At 50.9% G+C, this 15099-nt stretch carries 16 protein-coding genes; 9 read left to right on the top strand and 7 right to left on the bottom strand.

The window, feature by feature from the left end:
- The first annotated feature begins 49 nt into the window (after positions 1-49).
- From rpsA to CLC93_RS00275, 7 genes are all read left to right on the top strand, one after another.
- Positions 50-1720: a 30S ribosomal protein S1 gene (gene rpsA / locus CLC93_RS00305; protein ID WP_095503946.1), complete on the top strand. Its 1671-nt coding sequence runs from the start codon at positions 50-52 to the stop codon at positions 1718-1720.
- A gap of 54 nt (positions 1721-1774) precedes the next feature.
- Positions 1775-2077 carry an integration host factor subunit beta gene (locus CLC93_RS00300; RefSeq protein WP_342744921.1) on the top strand — a complete coding sequence of 101 codons (303 nt, stop codon included), beginning with the start codon at positions 1775-1777 and terminating at the stop codon, positions 2075-2077.
- Positions 2078-2175: 98 nt separating this feature from the next.
- Positions 2176-2478 (top strand): LapA family protein, encoded by a 303-nt coding sequence (locus CLC93_RS00295; protein WP_095503944.1) that lies wholly within the window; start codon positions 2176-2178, stop codon positions 2476-2478.
- The gene (lapB, locus tag CLC93_RS00290) at positions 2471-3631 is read left to right on the top strand and encodes a lipopolysaccharide assembly protein LapB (protein ID WP_095503943.1); all 1161 of its coding nucleotides are present in this window, start codon (positions 2471-2473) and stop codon (positions 3629-3631) included. The genes CLC93_RS00295 and lapB overlap by 8 nt, the downstream gene beginning before the upstream one ends.
- Positions 3632-3644: 13 nt before the next feature.
- A complete protein-coding gene (pyrF, locus tag CLC93_RS00285; protein ID WP_095503942.1) occupies positions 3645-4343 on the top strand; it encodes an orotidine-5'-phosphate decarboxylase in 699 nt (232 codons plus the stop codon).
- Between the two features lie 10 nt (positions 4344-4353).
- Positions 4354-4887: a DUF2058 domain-containing protein gene (locus CLC93_RS00280; RefSeq protein WP_095503941.1), complete on the top strand. Its 534-nt coding sequence runs from the start codon at positions 4354-4356 to the stop codon at positions 4885-4887.
- Positions 4888-5037: 150 nt separating this feature from the next.
- The gene (locus CLC93_RS00275) at positions 5038-6810 is read left to right on the top strand and encodes an acyl-CoA dehydrogenase C-terminal domain-containing protein (RefSeq protein ID WP_095503940.1); all 1773 of its coding nucleotides are present in this window, start codon (positions 5038-5040) and stop codon (positions 6808-6810) included.
- 76 nt (positions 6811-6886) lie between these two features.
- Here the strand turns inward: CLC93_RS00275 and dacB are convergent, their stop codons facing one another.
- Together dacB and CLC93_RS17660 are read right to left on the bottom strand one after the other, a co-directional pair.
- Positions 6887-8293, bottom strand: a complete 1407-nt coding sequence (gene dacB / locus CLC93_RS00270) for a D-alanyl-D-alanine carboxypeptidase/D-alanyl-D-alanine endopeptidase (RefSeq protein WP_281254644.1) — start codon at positions 8291-8293, stop codon at positions 6887-6889.
- Positions 8274-8444, bottom strand: a complete 171-nt coding sequence (locus CLC93_RS17660; RefSeq protein ID WP_095503938.1) for a hypothetical protein — start codon at positions 8442-8444, stop codon at positions 8274-8276. Before CLC93_RS17660 ends, dacB begins: the two co-directional genes overlap by 20 nt.
- A gap of 189 nt (positions 8445-8633) precedes the next feature.
- Here CLC93_RS17660 and pssA point away from each other — a divergent pair, with 189 nt between their 5' ends.
- Entirely contained in the window at positions 8634-9968 is a 1335-nt protein-coding gene (gene pssA, locus CLC93_RS00260) for a CDP-diacylglycerol--serine O-phosphatidyltransferase (protein WP_095503937.1), read from the top strand.
- Between the two features lie 154 nt (positions 9969-10122).
- Here the strand turns inward: pssA and gloA are convergent, their stop codons facing one another.
- A complete protein-coding gene (gloA, locus tag CLC93_RS00255) occupies positions 10123-10518 on the bottom strand; it encodes a lactoylglutathione lyase (RefSeq protein ID WP_095503936.1) in 396 nt (131 codons plus the stop codon).
- A 330-nt stretch (positions 10519-10848) separates the two neighbouring features.
- Here gloA and rssA point away from each other — a divergent pair, with 330 nt between their 5' ends.
- Positions 10849-11769 carry a patatin-like phospholipase RssA gene (rssA, locus tag CLC93_RS00250; RefSeq protein ID WP_095503935.1) on the top strand — a complete coding sequence of 307 codons (921 nt, stop codon included), beginning with the start codon at positions 10849-10851 and terminating at the stop codon, positions 11767-11769.
- On the opposite strand, the gene CLC93_RS00245 is transcribed toward rssA, so the two are convergent.
- The 4 genes from CLC93_RS00245 to CLC93_RS00230 form a co-directional block, all read right to left on the bottom strand.
- The gene (locus tag CLC93_RS00245; protein ID WP_095503934.1) at positions 11766-12125 is read right to left on the bottom strand and encodes a rhodanese-like domain-containing protein; all 360 of its coding nucleotides are present in this window, start codon (positions 12123-12125) and stop codon (positions 11766-11768) included. The genes rssA and CLC93_RS00245 overlap by 4 nt on opposite strands.
- A gap of 84 nt (positions 12126-12209) precedes the next feature.
- The gene (gene putP / locus CLC93_RS00240) at positions 12210-13673 is read right to left on the bottom strand and encodes a sodium/proline symporter PutP (protein ID WP_095503933.1); all 1464 of its coding nucleotides are present in this window, start codon (positions 13671-13673) and stop codon (positions 12210-12212) included.
- Positions 13674-13809: 136 nt separating this feature from the next.
- Positions 13810-14508 carry a DUF3379 family protein gene (locus CLC93_RS00235; protein ID WP_095503932.1) on the bottom strand — a complete coding sequence of 233 codons (699 nt, stop codon included), beginning with the start codon at positions 14506-14508 and terminating at the stop codon, positions 13810-13812.
- Positions 14501-15064, bottom strand: a complete 564-nt coding sequence (locus CLC93_RS00230) for a sigma-70 family RNA polymerase sigma factor (protein WP_095503931.1) — start codon at positions 15062-15064, stop codon at positions 14501-14503. Before CLC93_RS00230 ends, CLC93_RS00235 begins: the two co-directional genes overlap by 8 nt.
- Between the last annotated feature and the right edge of the window lie 35 nt (positions 15065-15099).

The following is a 15099-nucleotide window of genomic DNA, read 5'->3' as shown; positions in this document are numbered from 1 at the left end:
CTCCGTGTTCAGGATGAACGTGGAAAACACACTAAGTTGAAGTTAAGAAATGACTGAATCATTTGCTGAATTATTTGAACAATCTCTACTAGAAATCGAAACTCGCCCAGGTGCCATTGTTAAAGGTACTGTTGTTAAGATCGAAAACGGCAACGTAATCGTTGACGCCGGTCTTAAGTCTGAAGCGGTTATCTCGGTAGACCAGTTCAAAAACGCTCAAGGCGAGCTAGAAGTTGAAGTTGGTAGCGAAGTTGACGTTGCGCTAGACGCAGTAGAAGACGGCTTCGGTGAGACTCAACTGTCTCGTGAAAAAGCTAAGCGCCACGAAGCTTGGATCCGTTTGGAAAAAGCTTACGAAGACGCTGAAACTGTTATGGGCGTTATCAATGGCAAAGTTAAAGGTGGCTTCACTGTCGATCTAGACGGTATCCGCGCCTTCCTACCAGGCTCGCTAGTTGACGTACGTCCAGTACGTGACACTCTGCACCTGGAAGGCAAAGAGCTAGAATTCAAAGTTATCAAGCTGGACCAGAAGCGCAACAACGTTGTTGTTTCTCGCCGTGCTGTTATCGAGTCTGAGAGCAGCCAAGAGCGTGACGAACTGCTTGAGAACCTGCAGGAAGGTCAAGAAGTTAAAGGTATCGTTAAGAACCTTACCGATTACGGTGCCTTCGTTGACTTGGGCGGCGTAGACGGCCTACTGCACATCACCGACATGGCTTGGAAGCGCGTTAAGCACCCAAGCGAGATCGTAAACGTTGGTGACGAAATCAATGTTAAAGTTCTGAAATTCGACCGTGAGCGCACTCGCGTTTCTCTAGGCCTTAAGCAATTGGGCGAAGATCCATGGTTGGAAATCAGCAAGCGCTACCCAGAAGGTGCACGCCTGACTGGTCGCGTAACCAACCTAACTGACTACGGTTGCTTCGTTGAAATCGAAGAAGGCGTTGAAGGTCTGGTACACGTTTCTGAAATGGATTGGACCAACAAGAACATCCACCCATCTAAAGTTGTTAACTTGGGTGACAGTGTTGAAGTTATGGTTCTGGACATTGACGAAGAGCGTCGTCGTATTTCTCTGGGTCTTAAGCAGTGTAAAGCTAACCCATGGGATGAGTTCGCGTCTAAGTTCAACAAGAACGATCGCGTTGCTGGTAAGATCAAGTCAATCACTGACTTCGGTATCTTCATCGGCCTAGACGGCGGTATCGACGGTCTGGTTCACTTGTCTGACATCTCTTGGAACGCACCAGGCGAAGAAGCCGTTCGCGACTACAAGAAAGGCGAAGAAATCGAAGCTGTTGTTCTTTCAGTAGATCCTGAGCGTGAGCGTATCTCTTTGGGCGTTAAGCAAATTGAAGAAGATCCGTTCAACTCTTATCTTGCTGATAAGAAAAAAGGCGCTATTGTTAATGGTACAGTAGCTGCTGTTGACGCTAAGGGTGCAACCATCGAGTTGGCCGACAGCGTTGAAGGTTACATCCGTGTAGCTGACATTGCTCGTGAGCGTATCGAAGACGCGTCTTCTGTACTGAACGTTGGCGATGCTGTTGAAGCTAAGTACATGGGTGTTGACCGTAAGAACCGCACCATCAGCTTGTCTATCCGCGCTAAAGACGAAGCGGAAGAGAAAGAAGCCATGGCTTCTTTGAACAAGCAAGAAGACGCTTCTATGGGTAACGCCATGGCAGAAGCCTTCAAGGCGGCTCGCAGCGAGTAATGCTGATGCAGCGGGAGTTAGCTCCCGCTTCATTACAGACTTCATAGCTTGTTGATAAGGGTGAAAAGGATGACTAAATCCGAACTGATCGAATTGTTGGCGTCAAAACAAACGCAGCTGTCGGCCAAAGAAGTGGAATCAGCGATTAAAGAGATGTTAGAGCAAATGGCTGACACTCTGGAGTCGGGAGACCGCATCGAAATCCGTGGTTTCGGTAGTTTCTCGCTACATTTTCGAGCCCCGCGCAGTGGTCGCAACCCCAAGACTGGGGAAACGGTCGAGCTCGAGGGTAAGTCGGTACCGCACTTTAAGCCCGGCAAAGAGCTTCGCGAACGAGTGAATAACGGATTCGCATAAGAAAAAGCCTCCTGATGGAGGCTTTTTTGATTCTCACTAGCTAAGCTCCAAAAATTCAAGGATAATCAAAGCTATTATCGACCGCTTTGGAGAAAGCCGTGAAAACCTTGCTTGTGACCTTAGTCGTTGCCTTGTTGTTCTTAGTGGCGCTGGCGTTTGGCAGTCAAAACGAACAGATGGTCACCATCAATTACTTTCTCGCCCAAGACGAATTTCGCCTTCCAGTAGTTTTGTCGGTTGTCTTTTTTAGTGGCTTTGTTAGCTGTTGGCTTATTGCCATGGTATTTGTGTTGCGATTGAAATTATCGCTGCGCTCGGCCAACAAGCGCATCAAATCTCTCAACGCTCAATCGAGCGAGTCTCAACCGGAAACCGTAGCGAACGCTCAATCGAATGCTTGAACTGCTGTTTCTTTTACTGCCTATCGCCGCAGCCTATGGATGGTACATGGGACGGCGCAGTATTCGCCAAGGACAACAACAAAAAGCCCAAGCCATGTCCCGGGATTATTTCACCGGGTTAAACTACCTGCTGTCTAACGATGCCGACAAAGCGGTGGACTTGTTCATTAACCTGCTCGAGGTGGATGACGAGACCATAGATACTCACATGGCGCTTGGGGCCTTGTTCCGTCGCCGTGGCGAGGTGGAACGCTCGATTCGCATTCACCAGAATTTGATTGCTCGTCCAAGTCTGACCGTTGAGCAGCGGGATTTGGCCATGTTGGAGCTTGGCAAGGACTATCATGCGGCGGGCTTCTATGATCGCGCCGAAGAGATTTTTGTTAACCTTATCAGCCAGTCAGAGCATGTTGATGAGGCCGAAACCCAGTTGCTGGACATCTATCAGATCACCAAAGATTGGCAAAAAGCCATTGACGTAGTGGCGCGCTTTAATCGTTCAACGCGCAAGCGTTATAAACCTTTGTTGGCCCATTTCTACTGTCAGTTGGCCGAAGAGGAAACCGAGCCTAAGGTCAAACTCGCCAAACTCAAGTCCGCGGTGAAGCAAGATGCGAAATGCGGCCGCGCTTGGCTGCAAAAAGCCGAGTTAGAGCTCGAGCAGGGCAGTTACACTGATTGTCAGCAATCGTTGGAGCAACTGCTACAAGCCGACGTCAATTTGTTTAGCGAAGCGCTGCCTGTGGTTAAAGAGTGCTTTGAGCGCCTGAACAACCCGCAAGGCCATACTCAAATGCTGCAAACCGCAGTGGGTAAAGAAGCCGGTGCTTCTGTGGTGCTAGCGCTGGCTCAACGAGTGCTAGAAGAAGAGTCGCAGGCGGATGCTGAGCGTCTGATTTTGCAACACCTGATGCAGCATCCGACCCTAAAAGGGTTTCATCGCCTAATGAAATTTCACCTAGCTCAAGCTGAAGATGGCAAAGCCAAGGACAGCTTGAGCATGCTAGAAAAATTGGTTCAACAACAAATTAGAGTCCGTCCGGGCTACCGCTGCCACGAATGCGGTTTCCCCGGTCACAGCCTACACTGGCAATGCCCCTCCTGTAAGCAGTGGGGCTCAATGAAGCCTGTGATTGGCTTAGACGGCGAGTAAACAGGAAACGACGATGCAACACAATCCGATTTTGGTCGCTTTGGATTTCGACGACCAACAACAAGCGCTGGCATTAGTAAAACAACTGGACCCAGCACTGTGTCGCCTAAAAGTGGGCAAGGAAATGTTCACTTTGTTTGGCCCTCAGTTTGTCACCGAGTTGCACAACTTGGGCTTTGAGGTGTTCCTTGACCTAAAATTTCATGACATTCCCAATACTGTGGCCAAGGCCGTCCGTGCTGCCGCCGAGTTGGGTGTGTGGATGGTCAACGTGCACACCAGCGGCGGTCTAAAAATGATGCAAGCCGCGAAAGATGCGCTGGTGCCTTATGGCGACAAAGCCCCTTTGCTAATTGGTGTTACCGTGCTGACTAGCATGGACCAAGAGCAACTTAACGGCATTGGCATCGAAGGTGAGCCTGCTGACCAGGTACTGCGTTTGGCCAAATTGGCTAAAAGCGCCGGTTTGAATGGTGTGGTGTGCTCGGCCCAGGAAGCCCAAGCACTCAAAGCCGAGCTTGGTAGCGACTTCCAGTTAGTCACCCCGGGTATTCGCCCTGTGGGCGCCGATGCTGGCGACCAGTCGCGCATCATGACGCCGAGCAAAGCCATCGAAGTTGGCGCTGATCACCTTGTGATAGGCCGACCAATTACCAAAGCTGACAATCCGTTGCAGGCGTTGGCGGATATTCACGCCTCGATTAACGACTAGGAGATAGGTTATGTCGTTACAAGATCAATTGTTAAAAGCGGGCTTAATCAACAAGCAAAAAGCCAAGCAGGTGCGCACCGACAAGCGTCGCAAGCGCAAGCAAAACAAAGTCGACGAAAGTGAAGTGATCAAAGCCGAAGCGGCGCAAAAGCGCGCTGAAGCCGCAGAGCAAGACAAAGCGTTAAATGCCGTGCGCGATGCCAAAGCGGAAGCTTTAGGGCGCGAGCGCGGTTTTGTCACCGAAATAAAGCGTGCGGCTATCAAACCGGGTAAAGAGGCCGAGATTGGCTTTAACTATACCTTCAACAATAAGGTGCTCAAACTCTACATCGACGAGCGTTTGCAAGAGCAGTTGCTAAAAGGCCAGTTGGGTATTGTGCGTATCGACAATGCCTCTTATTTGCTGCCGGGCAAATTGGTGGAGCGGGTTCAAGCCTTTAAGCCCGAGTGGGTGGCGTACCTTTGGGATGGTGAAGTTGAAGAACAAACCGACGAGGAAGACCCATACGCTGGGTACGAAATCCCAGACGATTTGATGTGGTAATTTCCCACCGACTTTAATTTTTTTGAAGTTGGGTAGATCGACTGTCGAAAGTTTTGAGTTTGGCCGTTAGCTGATGTAATTTAAACAGGTGTTTAAATATTAACGTCAGATGACGGCCTTAATCGGTTACAACAAGACAAGAGACTACCCATGAAAGGATATAAGGCGCCTTTAGCCGACATGCGTTTCCTGCTGGAGCAGGTCTTCGACGCCCAAAATGAATGGCAGCAATTGCCAGCCTTCGCCGAAATGGCGGATCTTGAGACCGCAGTGGCAGTGCTTGAAGAGTCTGCCAAGCTGAACGAGCAAGTGGTCGCCCCCCTCGATAGAAATGCCGATGAACAAGGCGTCAGCTTTGAAAATGGTATTGTGAAAACCCCCGATGGTTTTGCCGATGCTTATGGCCAATTTGCCGAAGGCGGCTGGATTGGCCTGTGTGGTAACCCAGAGTTTGGTGGCATGGGCATGCCAAAAAGTTTGGGCGTGTTAACCGATGAGATTGGTTATGGCGCGTCCAACGCATTCCAGTTGTACGGCTCGCTAACCGCAGGTGCGGCTTTGTGTATCAATGCCCATGGCAGCGATGAGCTCAAAGAAAAATTCCTGCCTTCACTTTACTCGGGTGCCTGGACCGGTGCGATGGACATGACCGAACCCCAGGCGGGTTCTGATCTTCGCGGTATTCGCACCAAAGCCGAGATTCAAGACAACGGCAGCTACAAAATCAGCGGCAGCAAGATTTTCATCACCTCGGGCGACAATGACTTAGGTGAGAATGTGGTTCACCTAGTGTTGGCCAAGATTGCCACTGACAAAGGTCTGTCCAAAAACATCTCGTTATTCTTAGTTCCCAAAATCCTAGTCAATGACGATGGCAGTTTAGGTGACGCCAATGGGGTGAGCGTTGGCTCCATTGAGCACAAGATGGGCCTTAAGGGCTCTGCCACTTGTGTGATGAACTATGACGACGCCGAGGGCTATCTGATTGGTCAAGAAGGGCGCGGCTTGGCGGCCATGTTCACCATGATGAACTACGAGCGCGTCTCGATTGGTATCCAGGGTCTGGGTGCGTCGGAAATGGCCTATCAGCTAGCCGCTGAGTACGCCAAAGAGCGACGCCAGGGCGTAGCAGCCGACAAATCGATGCGCAGCGGTGAGTTTAACGACAGTCTTCTGGTTCACGGAGATGTGCGCCGCATGTTGTTGAATATTCGCTCGTTAAACGAAGCAGGACGCGCATTTGCGGTTCACACAGGGCTTCAGTTGGATATTGCCAATTACGGCGAAGGGGAAGCCGCTGAGTGGGCAGGTGCGCAAGTGGGCTTGTTAACGCCTTTGGCCAAAGCCTTCTTAACCGACCGTGGATTAGATAGCACAGTTGCCGGTCAGCAAGTGTTCGGTGGTCACGGTTTCATTCGCGAGTGGGGTGCTGAACAGCTGGTACGCGACTGTCGCATTGCGCAGATCTACGAAGGCACCAACGGCATTCAAGCGCTGGATTTACTGGGTCGAAAGGTTGTGGCTAATCGCGGCGAGAATATGAAGCGCTTACTTGAACAGTTTAGTGCTGAGACTTCAGCCATGACCAACGTGGATGCCGGACACAAAGACAGTGTGTTAACCGCCTTTGCTGAGCTACAAGGCGCCACCGCTGAGCTGGTGGATGCTGCCCGTAACGATGCCAATTTGGTGAACTGTGCAGCTGTAGATTATCTCAACGCTGTGGGTTACACCTTGTTTGGCTACTTCTGGCTGCGCATGTGCAATGTGGCCGACGAGCAAGCGGATGAGCAATTCGCTAGCGATAAACGCCTAGTGACCGATTACTACGTGAAGCGAGTCATGCCGCTAGCTGCCCATCACTTGCGCTTAATCAGCACGGGTGCTGGTGCGACCATGGCGCTGGAGTTAGACCGCTTTTAATCTGGTGTAAGCTCGAAAAAAGTCGCTGTCGTTATCGACAGCGGCTTTTTTGTTGGCGCATTGATTTTCAGACTTTTTAACGAAGACTGTGCTGTTCGAGCACGGCCTTAAGCAGTATCGGCTCGCTATTGACCGACAGCTTGCCGCCGTTTTGCAAATAGACGAACAGGGTTTCGATGTTTTTGTCTTTGTCTGTCGTGAAGCCCGCCAGCGCACTGACGCCACGCATAGTTCCAGTTTTAGCGGCAACTCTGTGTTTAAGCGGGGGCTGAGTGAAACCCGCTTTGTACTTTAGGGTACCGCTGACTCCGGCCACCGCTAGGCTTTGCTGCAGCGGAGCCAACTTTGGGTCGGTTAGTATCAATTGCAGCGATTGGGCGAGCTGGTTTGCGCTAATAAGGTTGTATCGAGACAAGCCAGAGCCATCTTCAATCACAGCATCCTGCATATCGACACCGGCGCTTTGCAAAGTCGCTTTTAAAGCCAATCCGCCACTGCGAAAGCTGCCAGAATGCCGGTAGTAATGGCTGCCCAGTTGCTTAAACAGCGAGTCGGCAATCAAGTTGTCAGACTTCACTAGCATGGTTTTGACCAGCTCACTTAAAGGACGTGAGGCTTGACTGGCTAACACTTTCCCCTTTATTGGCTGTTGTGACAGCGACACGGGTTTGGCGACAGAGATCCCTGCGTCTTTTAGCATTTGCGACAGGCTTTCTGATAGATAGGTGTAAGGGTCGGTAATCGCGACCTTCAGCGGCAACTTTTGTTTTTCTGCCAAACAGCCGCTAATCACAAAGCGATTGGCCGGGAAGCGCTTTAAGTGCAGTTCGCAAAACGCGTCTTTCTTGGCTTGGTATTTGGCTTGAGATTCGATGTTGGCGGGCAAGTAGCTGGCCAATTTCACCCAGGTATCTGTACCTTTGGCGCGAAGGCTGGCGTGTAAGCAGTTGCGGTCCAGAATGAACCCAGAAACTGGTGCGGCAAAGCAAATCCCCAAATCGTCCCAGACCCATCCAGGTGCGTGGTATTGGTCGGCCTGACTGGAGTACAAACTGAGGGTTTGAATTCGCTTGATGCCCTGTTGGCGCAACGATTTAATCATTGCACGCAATTGCGCTCGAGTGAGCTCGGGGTCGCCGTCGAATTGCAGCTGCAGGTGACTGAGCTGGCCTCGATTAATTGAGCCACTGGCCACTGCACGAGTGTAAAATTGATAATCCGGACCAAGGATGCGATAAGCACCAACCGCGGTTAGCAGTTTTTGGCTACTGGCTGGGGTCATCAAACCATTCGGGTTGTGATTGAGCAGCAATTCACCGCTGCGGGTGTCAATCACTACAGCTGCTACTTGCGCGTGGTCGGGCCGTACTTTGTCCAGTAAAGGCGAGAGCGGCGTTGCTTGAGCCCAACTGACGGGGCCAATTACGAATGCTAGCAGCGCAATTAGCGCTGACAAACAGGGACTAGTTAGAATCCTCGTCATCATTTTCCATTAAGCGATAGCCGCGATAGGTAATGAAGCCCACCAACAGCAAAAACAGGGGCAGGGTGGCGCCGCCAAGCATGGGTTTAAATTGGAACATAACAAAGCCGACGACTAAGGCCAACAGTATCCAGGCAATATTGGTTTTCATCAGGGGTATAGATCTTCACGTAGGGTATCTTGGATAGGTCTAATATTAAGGCTAAGCGCTCCCTGTGTCTTGAGCTAAGCTCATGTAATTGCTGCTGCGCACACTTTATTTGGAAAATACTTGAAAGCGAGTGCACTAATCAGTAATTTTGCTGGCTAGCTAAAATTTTTGAAAGAGCACCTACCCTGAATGGCCCGTTCGCACGCCAACTTAATTGATGCCCTACCGGGTTTCGCCCTTGCCCCGCAACAATTGCACACCTTTGCCGATGCTAAGGCGTATCGACAGCAATTACTCGATGCGATTGGCCAAGCCAAGCAACGCATTTTGATGGTTGCCTTATACCTTCAAGACGATACGGCAGGCCGTGAGGTGTTTGACGCTTTGATCGCTGCGAAACAGGCCAACCCGGAGCTCGAGATCAGCGTATTGGTGGATTTTCACCGCGCCCAACGAGGCTTGATTGGCGATGACGAGCAGCTGGGCAACGATAGCATGTATCGTGCGCGTCTGGCCGAAGCTGGTGTTTCTTTTCCGGTCTATGGTGTCCCGGTCAAAACCAAAGAAGTGATGGGTGTTTTGCACCTAAAAGGCTTTGTGGTTGACGACTTCGTGCTTTATTCAGGTGCATCCTTGAACAATGTGTATTTACACCATGGCGAGCGCTATCGACTGGACCGCTACTATCGCATTGAACAGCCTGAGCTAGCCGACTCGATGGCGGACTTTATTCGTCAGGTGCTCGTGGCCGACCCTAGCATTCAAAATCTGGTGGATAAAGTCGAGGTTAAAAAGCGCGAGCTGAATCGCTTTATCGCTCGCTACAAGCGCCGTCTTAGCAAGTCTGAATATCGCAATGGCGAGTTAACTCATGGAGCGCGTATTACTCCTTTAGTGGGCTTGGGCCGTCGTGCCAACAAGCTCAACCGAGCCACTTTGCAGCTGATAAAAGATGCTCGCAAGCAAGTATTCCTTTGCACGCCGTATTTCAATCCGCCTAGAGCGATTGAAAAAGCGCTGGGCAGTCAGCTTCGCGCTGGTCGCCAAATCAGTATTGTGGTTGGCGACAAGACGGCAAACGACTTTTATATTCCGCCAGAGCAAGAGTTCAATCTAATTGGCACTGTGCCTTACCTGTACGAAATGGCGCTGCGCCGTTTTGCCAAGCGCTATCAGTGGGCTATTGACCAGGGCTTGTTGAACATCTATTTGTGGAAGGATGGTAATAACAGTTACCACCTCAAGGGCTTGTCGATAGACGAGCGTTACCATTTGATCACTGGCAGCAATCTCAACCCTAGAGCTTGGGGGTTGGATTTGGAGAACGGTCTATTGCTACAGGACCCGAATCGCGATTGGCAGGCGTCGTTTGAGCAAGAGCAACAGGGGTTTGTGGCGCAAAGTCAGAAGATTCAGCACTACCGCGACGTGCAAAAATCGGAAACTTACCCGGCCGAAGTTCGCAAGATCTTAAACCGAGTGCAAAGGTTTAACGCAGGGTTCTTGCTACGACAATTGCTCTAGTCAATGGGTCATCCCCGCAATTCTGGGTCATCCCCGCGAAAGCGGGGAACTAAGCTAGTTGCTAGATTCCCGCTTTCGCGGGAATGACGTTTATTCGCGGGAATGACGTTTATTCGCGGGAATGACGTTTATTCGCGGGAATGACGGTGTCCAGTTACATACCCGCGCGTTCAATCAGCTCGATCTTGTAGCCATCGGGATCTTCAACAAAGGCAATCACGGTCTTACCACCCAGCACAGGCCCTGCAGGGCGTACCACTTTACCGCCAGCAGCATCAATGCGCTCACAAGCACCTGCCACGTCTTCAATGCCAATCGCTAAATGTCCAAAGGCGTTGCCCATGTCGTAGCTGTCAGTGTCCCAGTTGTAGGTCAGTTCGATAACCGCAGCGCCTTCCGATTCTTCGGCATAGCCAACGAAGGCCAAGGTATAGCGATACTCGGTGTTTTCGCTTTGACGCAGTAATTTCATGCCAAGCACCTGTGTGTAAAAATCGATGCTTTTTTGAAGGTCGCCAACGCGGATCATGGTATGCAATAGTTGCGGCATGGGAATTCTCCTTATTTTGATTGTCGGCAGTATAACCCGCTGGAGGATGATTTCCATGAACAACGGAAAAACGTGATCTGGCGCTTGTCTTGCCGGCGTGATTACTGACGGCTTTTCGGCCGCTTGGTAAGCTGTGTCACCATAGAATAAGCTAATAGGGAAACGAACATGTCGTTGAATTTAAAAGTCGCCTTGGGCGCTACTGCTGCTATCGCATTGGTATTTGCTATTATGGGTGCAAGCATTTTTGCTTAATCCTATCGATGAGAGAAAAGGCGCATCAAAGCGCCTTTTTTTGTGCTTTTGATTTAACCGGACTAGGAGTTCCTAATGGCTAAAGTGGGAGTGGCTTTGGGCAGCGGTGCCGCCAAGGGTTGGGCGCATATTGGTGTGTTACGCGCACTAAAAGAGCTAGGGGTCGCGCCTGACCAGGTGGCGGGCTGTTCGATTGGCGCCTTGGTGGGTGCGGCCTACGCCAATGGCAATTTGGACAAGCTGCAGGATTGGGTGGAAGGCTTTTCCAGTTGGGACGTGCTCGGGCTGATGGATTTTAGTTGGGCCAAAAGCGGCTTGCTCGGTGGCGAGAAGGTTTTTGACGCGTTTCAGCGCCAAATCGGCAACGTGCGCATAGAAACCTTAGCTGTGCCCTTTACCGCGGTGGCCGCCGATTTGTACAGTGGTCGTGAGATTTGGTTTGATCAGGGAGATTTACGCCAAGCGGTGCGCGCATCTTGTTCTATGCCTGGTGTGTTGGCGCCGGTGCAGCTTAACGGCCGCTGGTTAGTCGATGGCGCAGTGGTTAACCCGGTGCCTGTATCCACGTGCCGAGCCATGGGGGCCGATGTGGTGATCGCGGTGGACCTGCACGGTGATAAGCGCACCATGACCTCAAAGTCTCCGTTAACTCTTGCCAGTGAACCGGAATCGCAGACTGAGGATTCCACCACCTTTACCGACTTGCTGGCCAAGGGCAAAGACTACTTGGCGTCGATGAAGGAACTGATGGAGCGGGATGACAAAAGCGGACCAAACATGATGGCAGTAATGTCACAGTCGATGGAAATCCTCGAACTTAGACACAAGAAAGCACGCTTGATGGGGGATCCCCCTGAGGTGTTGGTGAGCCCAAGAGTTAGTGATATTGGCACAATGGAGTTTCACCGGGCCGATGAAGCCATCGACGCGGGCTACCGCGCCATGATGGCCCAAAAGGAAAACCTGTTAGCCGAACTAGCCCGATTTAAAGACTAAGGTTGCTGATGGGTTTGTAGGCTTTCCAAGCCGCCGCCATTGTAGACATTGGTGTAACCCATGGACATCAGAGTTTCAGTGGCAATGCCCGAACGTCGACCAGAGCGACAATAAAGAACAATGCTTTGGTCCTTGGCAATGTTTTGTGCTTGCGCCCATTCGCCAATTTGCTCGAAAGGTACGTGGGCGGCATTGTTCAAATGGCCCACCTCAAACTCTTCGGCGGTGCGAACATCGACCACTAACGCCCCTTGTTCAATGTGGCCCCAAGCCACTTGCGGGTCTTTTTGTGGCACGGCTTCTGCGGCGACCAAAGTGCTAATGCACAGAAGTGCGATTCCAATCCAATGTTTCATATTGCCTCCTTGTTTGGCTGACAAAAGGGCCAGCCTTGGCAGTGATGTTAGTGTAGCTCATCGCTGCCACAGCAGGTATTGAGCCTATGAGTCTAGTGTCTTTTGGTAGCGGTCAAAGCCGTCCAAGCTGGTTTGGTCCTGATTGGGACGTAACTTGGACACCAAGACGCCAGCGATTAATGCAAATACAAAGCCTGGTAATAGCTCGTACAATTCAAATATACCGCCGTTAAGCTGCTTCCAGATCACTACGGTGAGTGCACCGACTAATAAAGTGGCCAGAGCGCCATCTCGCGAGTAACCGCGCCAGAATAAACTCAGAATCACCACAGGACCAAAGGCGGCACCAAATCCAGCCCAAGCGTAGCTGACAAGGCCAAGTACGTTAGAGTCAGGGTTCATGGCAATCACACCAGCAATAATGGCGATAGTCAGCACGCCAAGGCGGCCAACTAGCATGAGTTCGCTGTCAGATGCACTTGGGCGCAACCACTTCTTATATACATCTTCGGTGATTACGCTTGAGCAAACCAACAGCTGAGAATCGATAGTACTCATGATGGCCGATAAAATAGCGGCGATCAAAAGTCCGGCAATCCAAGGGTTAAATGCCACTTGGGTTAATTGAATGAATACCGTCTCTGGGTTGTTGAGTGGCTGGTCAGCGAAATACAAAGCACCTACGAGACCTGTCATTAGCGCACCGACTAGCGCGGCTGTCATCCAACTCATGGCTATACGGCGGGAGGTCGGGATATCTTTGACCGAGCGAATGGCCATGAAGCGGCTTAAAATGTGGGGTTGTCCAAAGTAGCCCAGACCCCAGGCTAACAGGGACAATAGACCAATGGCAGTGGTTTCTGGGCTAATGAGCTGTGTCATGTTGTCAGGTAGCACTTGCGATGCGTGCTCCCAACCACCCATGTCGTTAAGTAACACCGCGGGAACCATCAACAAGGCGACCAGCATCAAGCAGCCTTGGAAAAAGTCGGTCCAACTAACCGCAAAGAAACCGCCAACAAAGGTGTAGGTGACAATCACTACAGAGCCAATGATAAGCGCGGTGATGTAATCCAGGCCGAACACTTTTTCAAACAGAATGGCGCCACCAACCAGGCCTGACGATGCGTAGAAGGTAAAGAAAAGTAAGATAACCGCGGCGGCGAAGGTGCGAATGACGCCACCTTTGTCGTTAAAACGGCTTTCTAAGAATTCTGGAATAGTCAGTGCATCGTCGGCGCTATAGGTGTAAACCCGCAGGCGTTTGGCGATGATCATCCAGTTAAGACCAGCGCCGAGCAGCAGACCTATGCCTATCCAAGCTTCGCTAAGCCCACCAAGATAAACCGCACCGGGTAAGCCGAGTAACAACCAACCGGACATATCCGAAGCGCCCACGGACAAAGCGGTAACCGCTGGGCCCATTTTACGGCCGCCAAGAATGTAATCTCCGACGTTGGTGGTTGCACGGTAGGCCACAAAGCCAATACCTATCATCAACACCAAATAACCAATAAAGGTAATTAAAACAGGGGAACTAACTGACATGGAGTAAAGGCCTTGTTGTAATTATTGTGATTGGTATCCTACCAAAATTGACCTGTCTGTCATCAAAATTTGAGCTAGCTAACAAAAAGGCCAGCGATGCGCTGGCCTTTTGATTAATTACTGTACAGCTTTCAGTTTAAATACTGTAAAGCTTGGTTTCTACGTCTTTTTGAACTTGCTCGATGGCTTGCGAGTTTTCTCCAACGAACATCAGCAAGCTATTGTTTTGTTCAATAGTTTTGCCACGCCACTGCTCTTGAGCAAATTGGTTTTGACCTTGCAGTCGAGGATCTTTAGGCACGATAAACAGGGTCACTGGGCCTTGCTCGGTTTGCACTATCCAATGCAGGCTCTTGATACCCTGAAAGTCACACTCTTTGGCGTACACCACGCCTTCAATACCCTGACTCATGGATTTGCCATAGCTGGCTAGCTGTACCTGCAGGGCATCGCTTGGCAAGGCATTGGTTAGATGCAAGGCATCCACTTCGTGCATCACGTGAGCTAAGGCGTGCTCGTTTAGGTTAATTGGACCTGTTCGCAGCATATTGAAGGTAAGACCGGCAACAAAGGCTACGGATGCCGCCATTGACAACCACACCGCAGTGCGGCGGCGGCCTTGCTGATGGCTCTGTATTTTTTGGGTTAACAGCAGTTTGTCGGCCAAATTCTCTGGCACATCTACCTTGAACGCGTCTTCGAGCTGCCCATCCAAGCGCTTGAGGTCATCCACAAAAGCTTGGCGTGTTGGGTCTTGCTGTTGCGCTTCGACAAAGTCAGCTTGCTTGCTGTTTGGGTCGGCGTAAGCCTGACGTCTAAAGCTGAGTTCATCCATTTTGGCTACCTCGAAATTCTGTTGGATTCTCCAGCGCTTCTTTTAACTGGTTGCGCGCACGAAACAACCGGGTCATGACTGTATTGCGATTGAGGTCGAGCATTTGCGCGATCTCATCGCCACTGTATCCTCCGAGCACCTGCAGCAGCAGTGGCTCGCGGTACTCCAGCGGCAGCTTGGCAATCTGACGGCGGATTTGATTGCGCTCGAGTTGGCTTTCTAAGTCCAGACTCGTGCTGTCTTCCAGAGTTTCCTGCTCAACATCGGAATATTGAAATTGTTTGCGCTCGAAGCGGCGGGCGTTTTCGCGTCTGAGAATTGTGATCAGCCACGACTTAGCCGCTTTCTCGTCTTTCAATGAGTCGAGCGACTTCCACGCACGCAAGAATGCTTCTTGCACTACGTCCTCTGCGATTTGCTTGTCGCCGATTAACCAGTAGGCGTACCGGAAAATCTCGCCGTGATAGGCGCGGACCAAGCTGTCGTATCGTAATTGTTTATTAGCCATGTCCTCTAAGACCGAGGCTTTTGATTTTTTATTTCCAAAAGAAAACATACAGCAATCCATTGAGTGGTTTGGGGACGCGGCGA

Source organism: Paraferrimonas sedimenticola (assembly GCF_002282855.1).
In the GTDB taxonomy this organism is placed as follows: domain Bacteria; phylum Pseudomonadota; class Gammaproteobacteria; order Enterobacterales; family Shewanellaceae; genus Paraferrimonas; species Paraferrimonas sedimenticola.
Note: the sequence above shows the minus strand (reverse complement) of the source record. Positions and strands in the feature narration are given on the sequence as shown.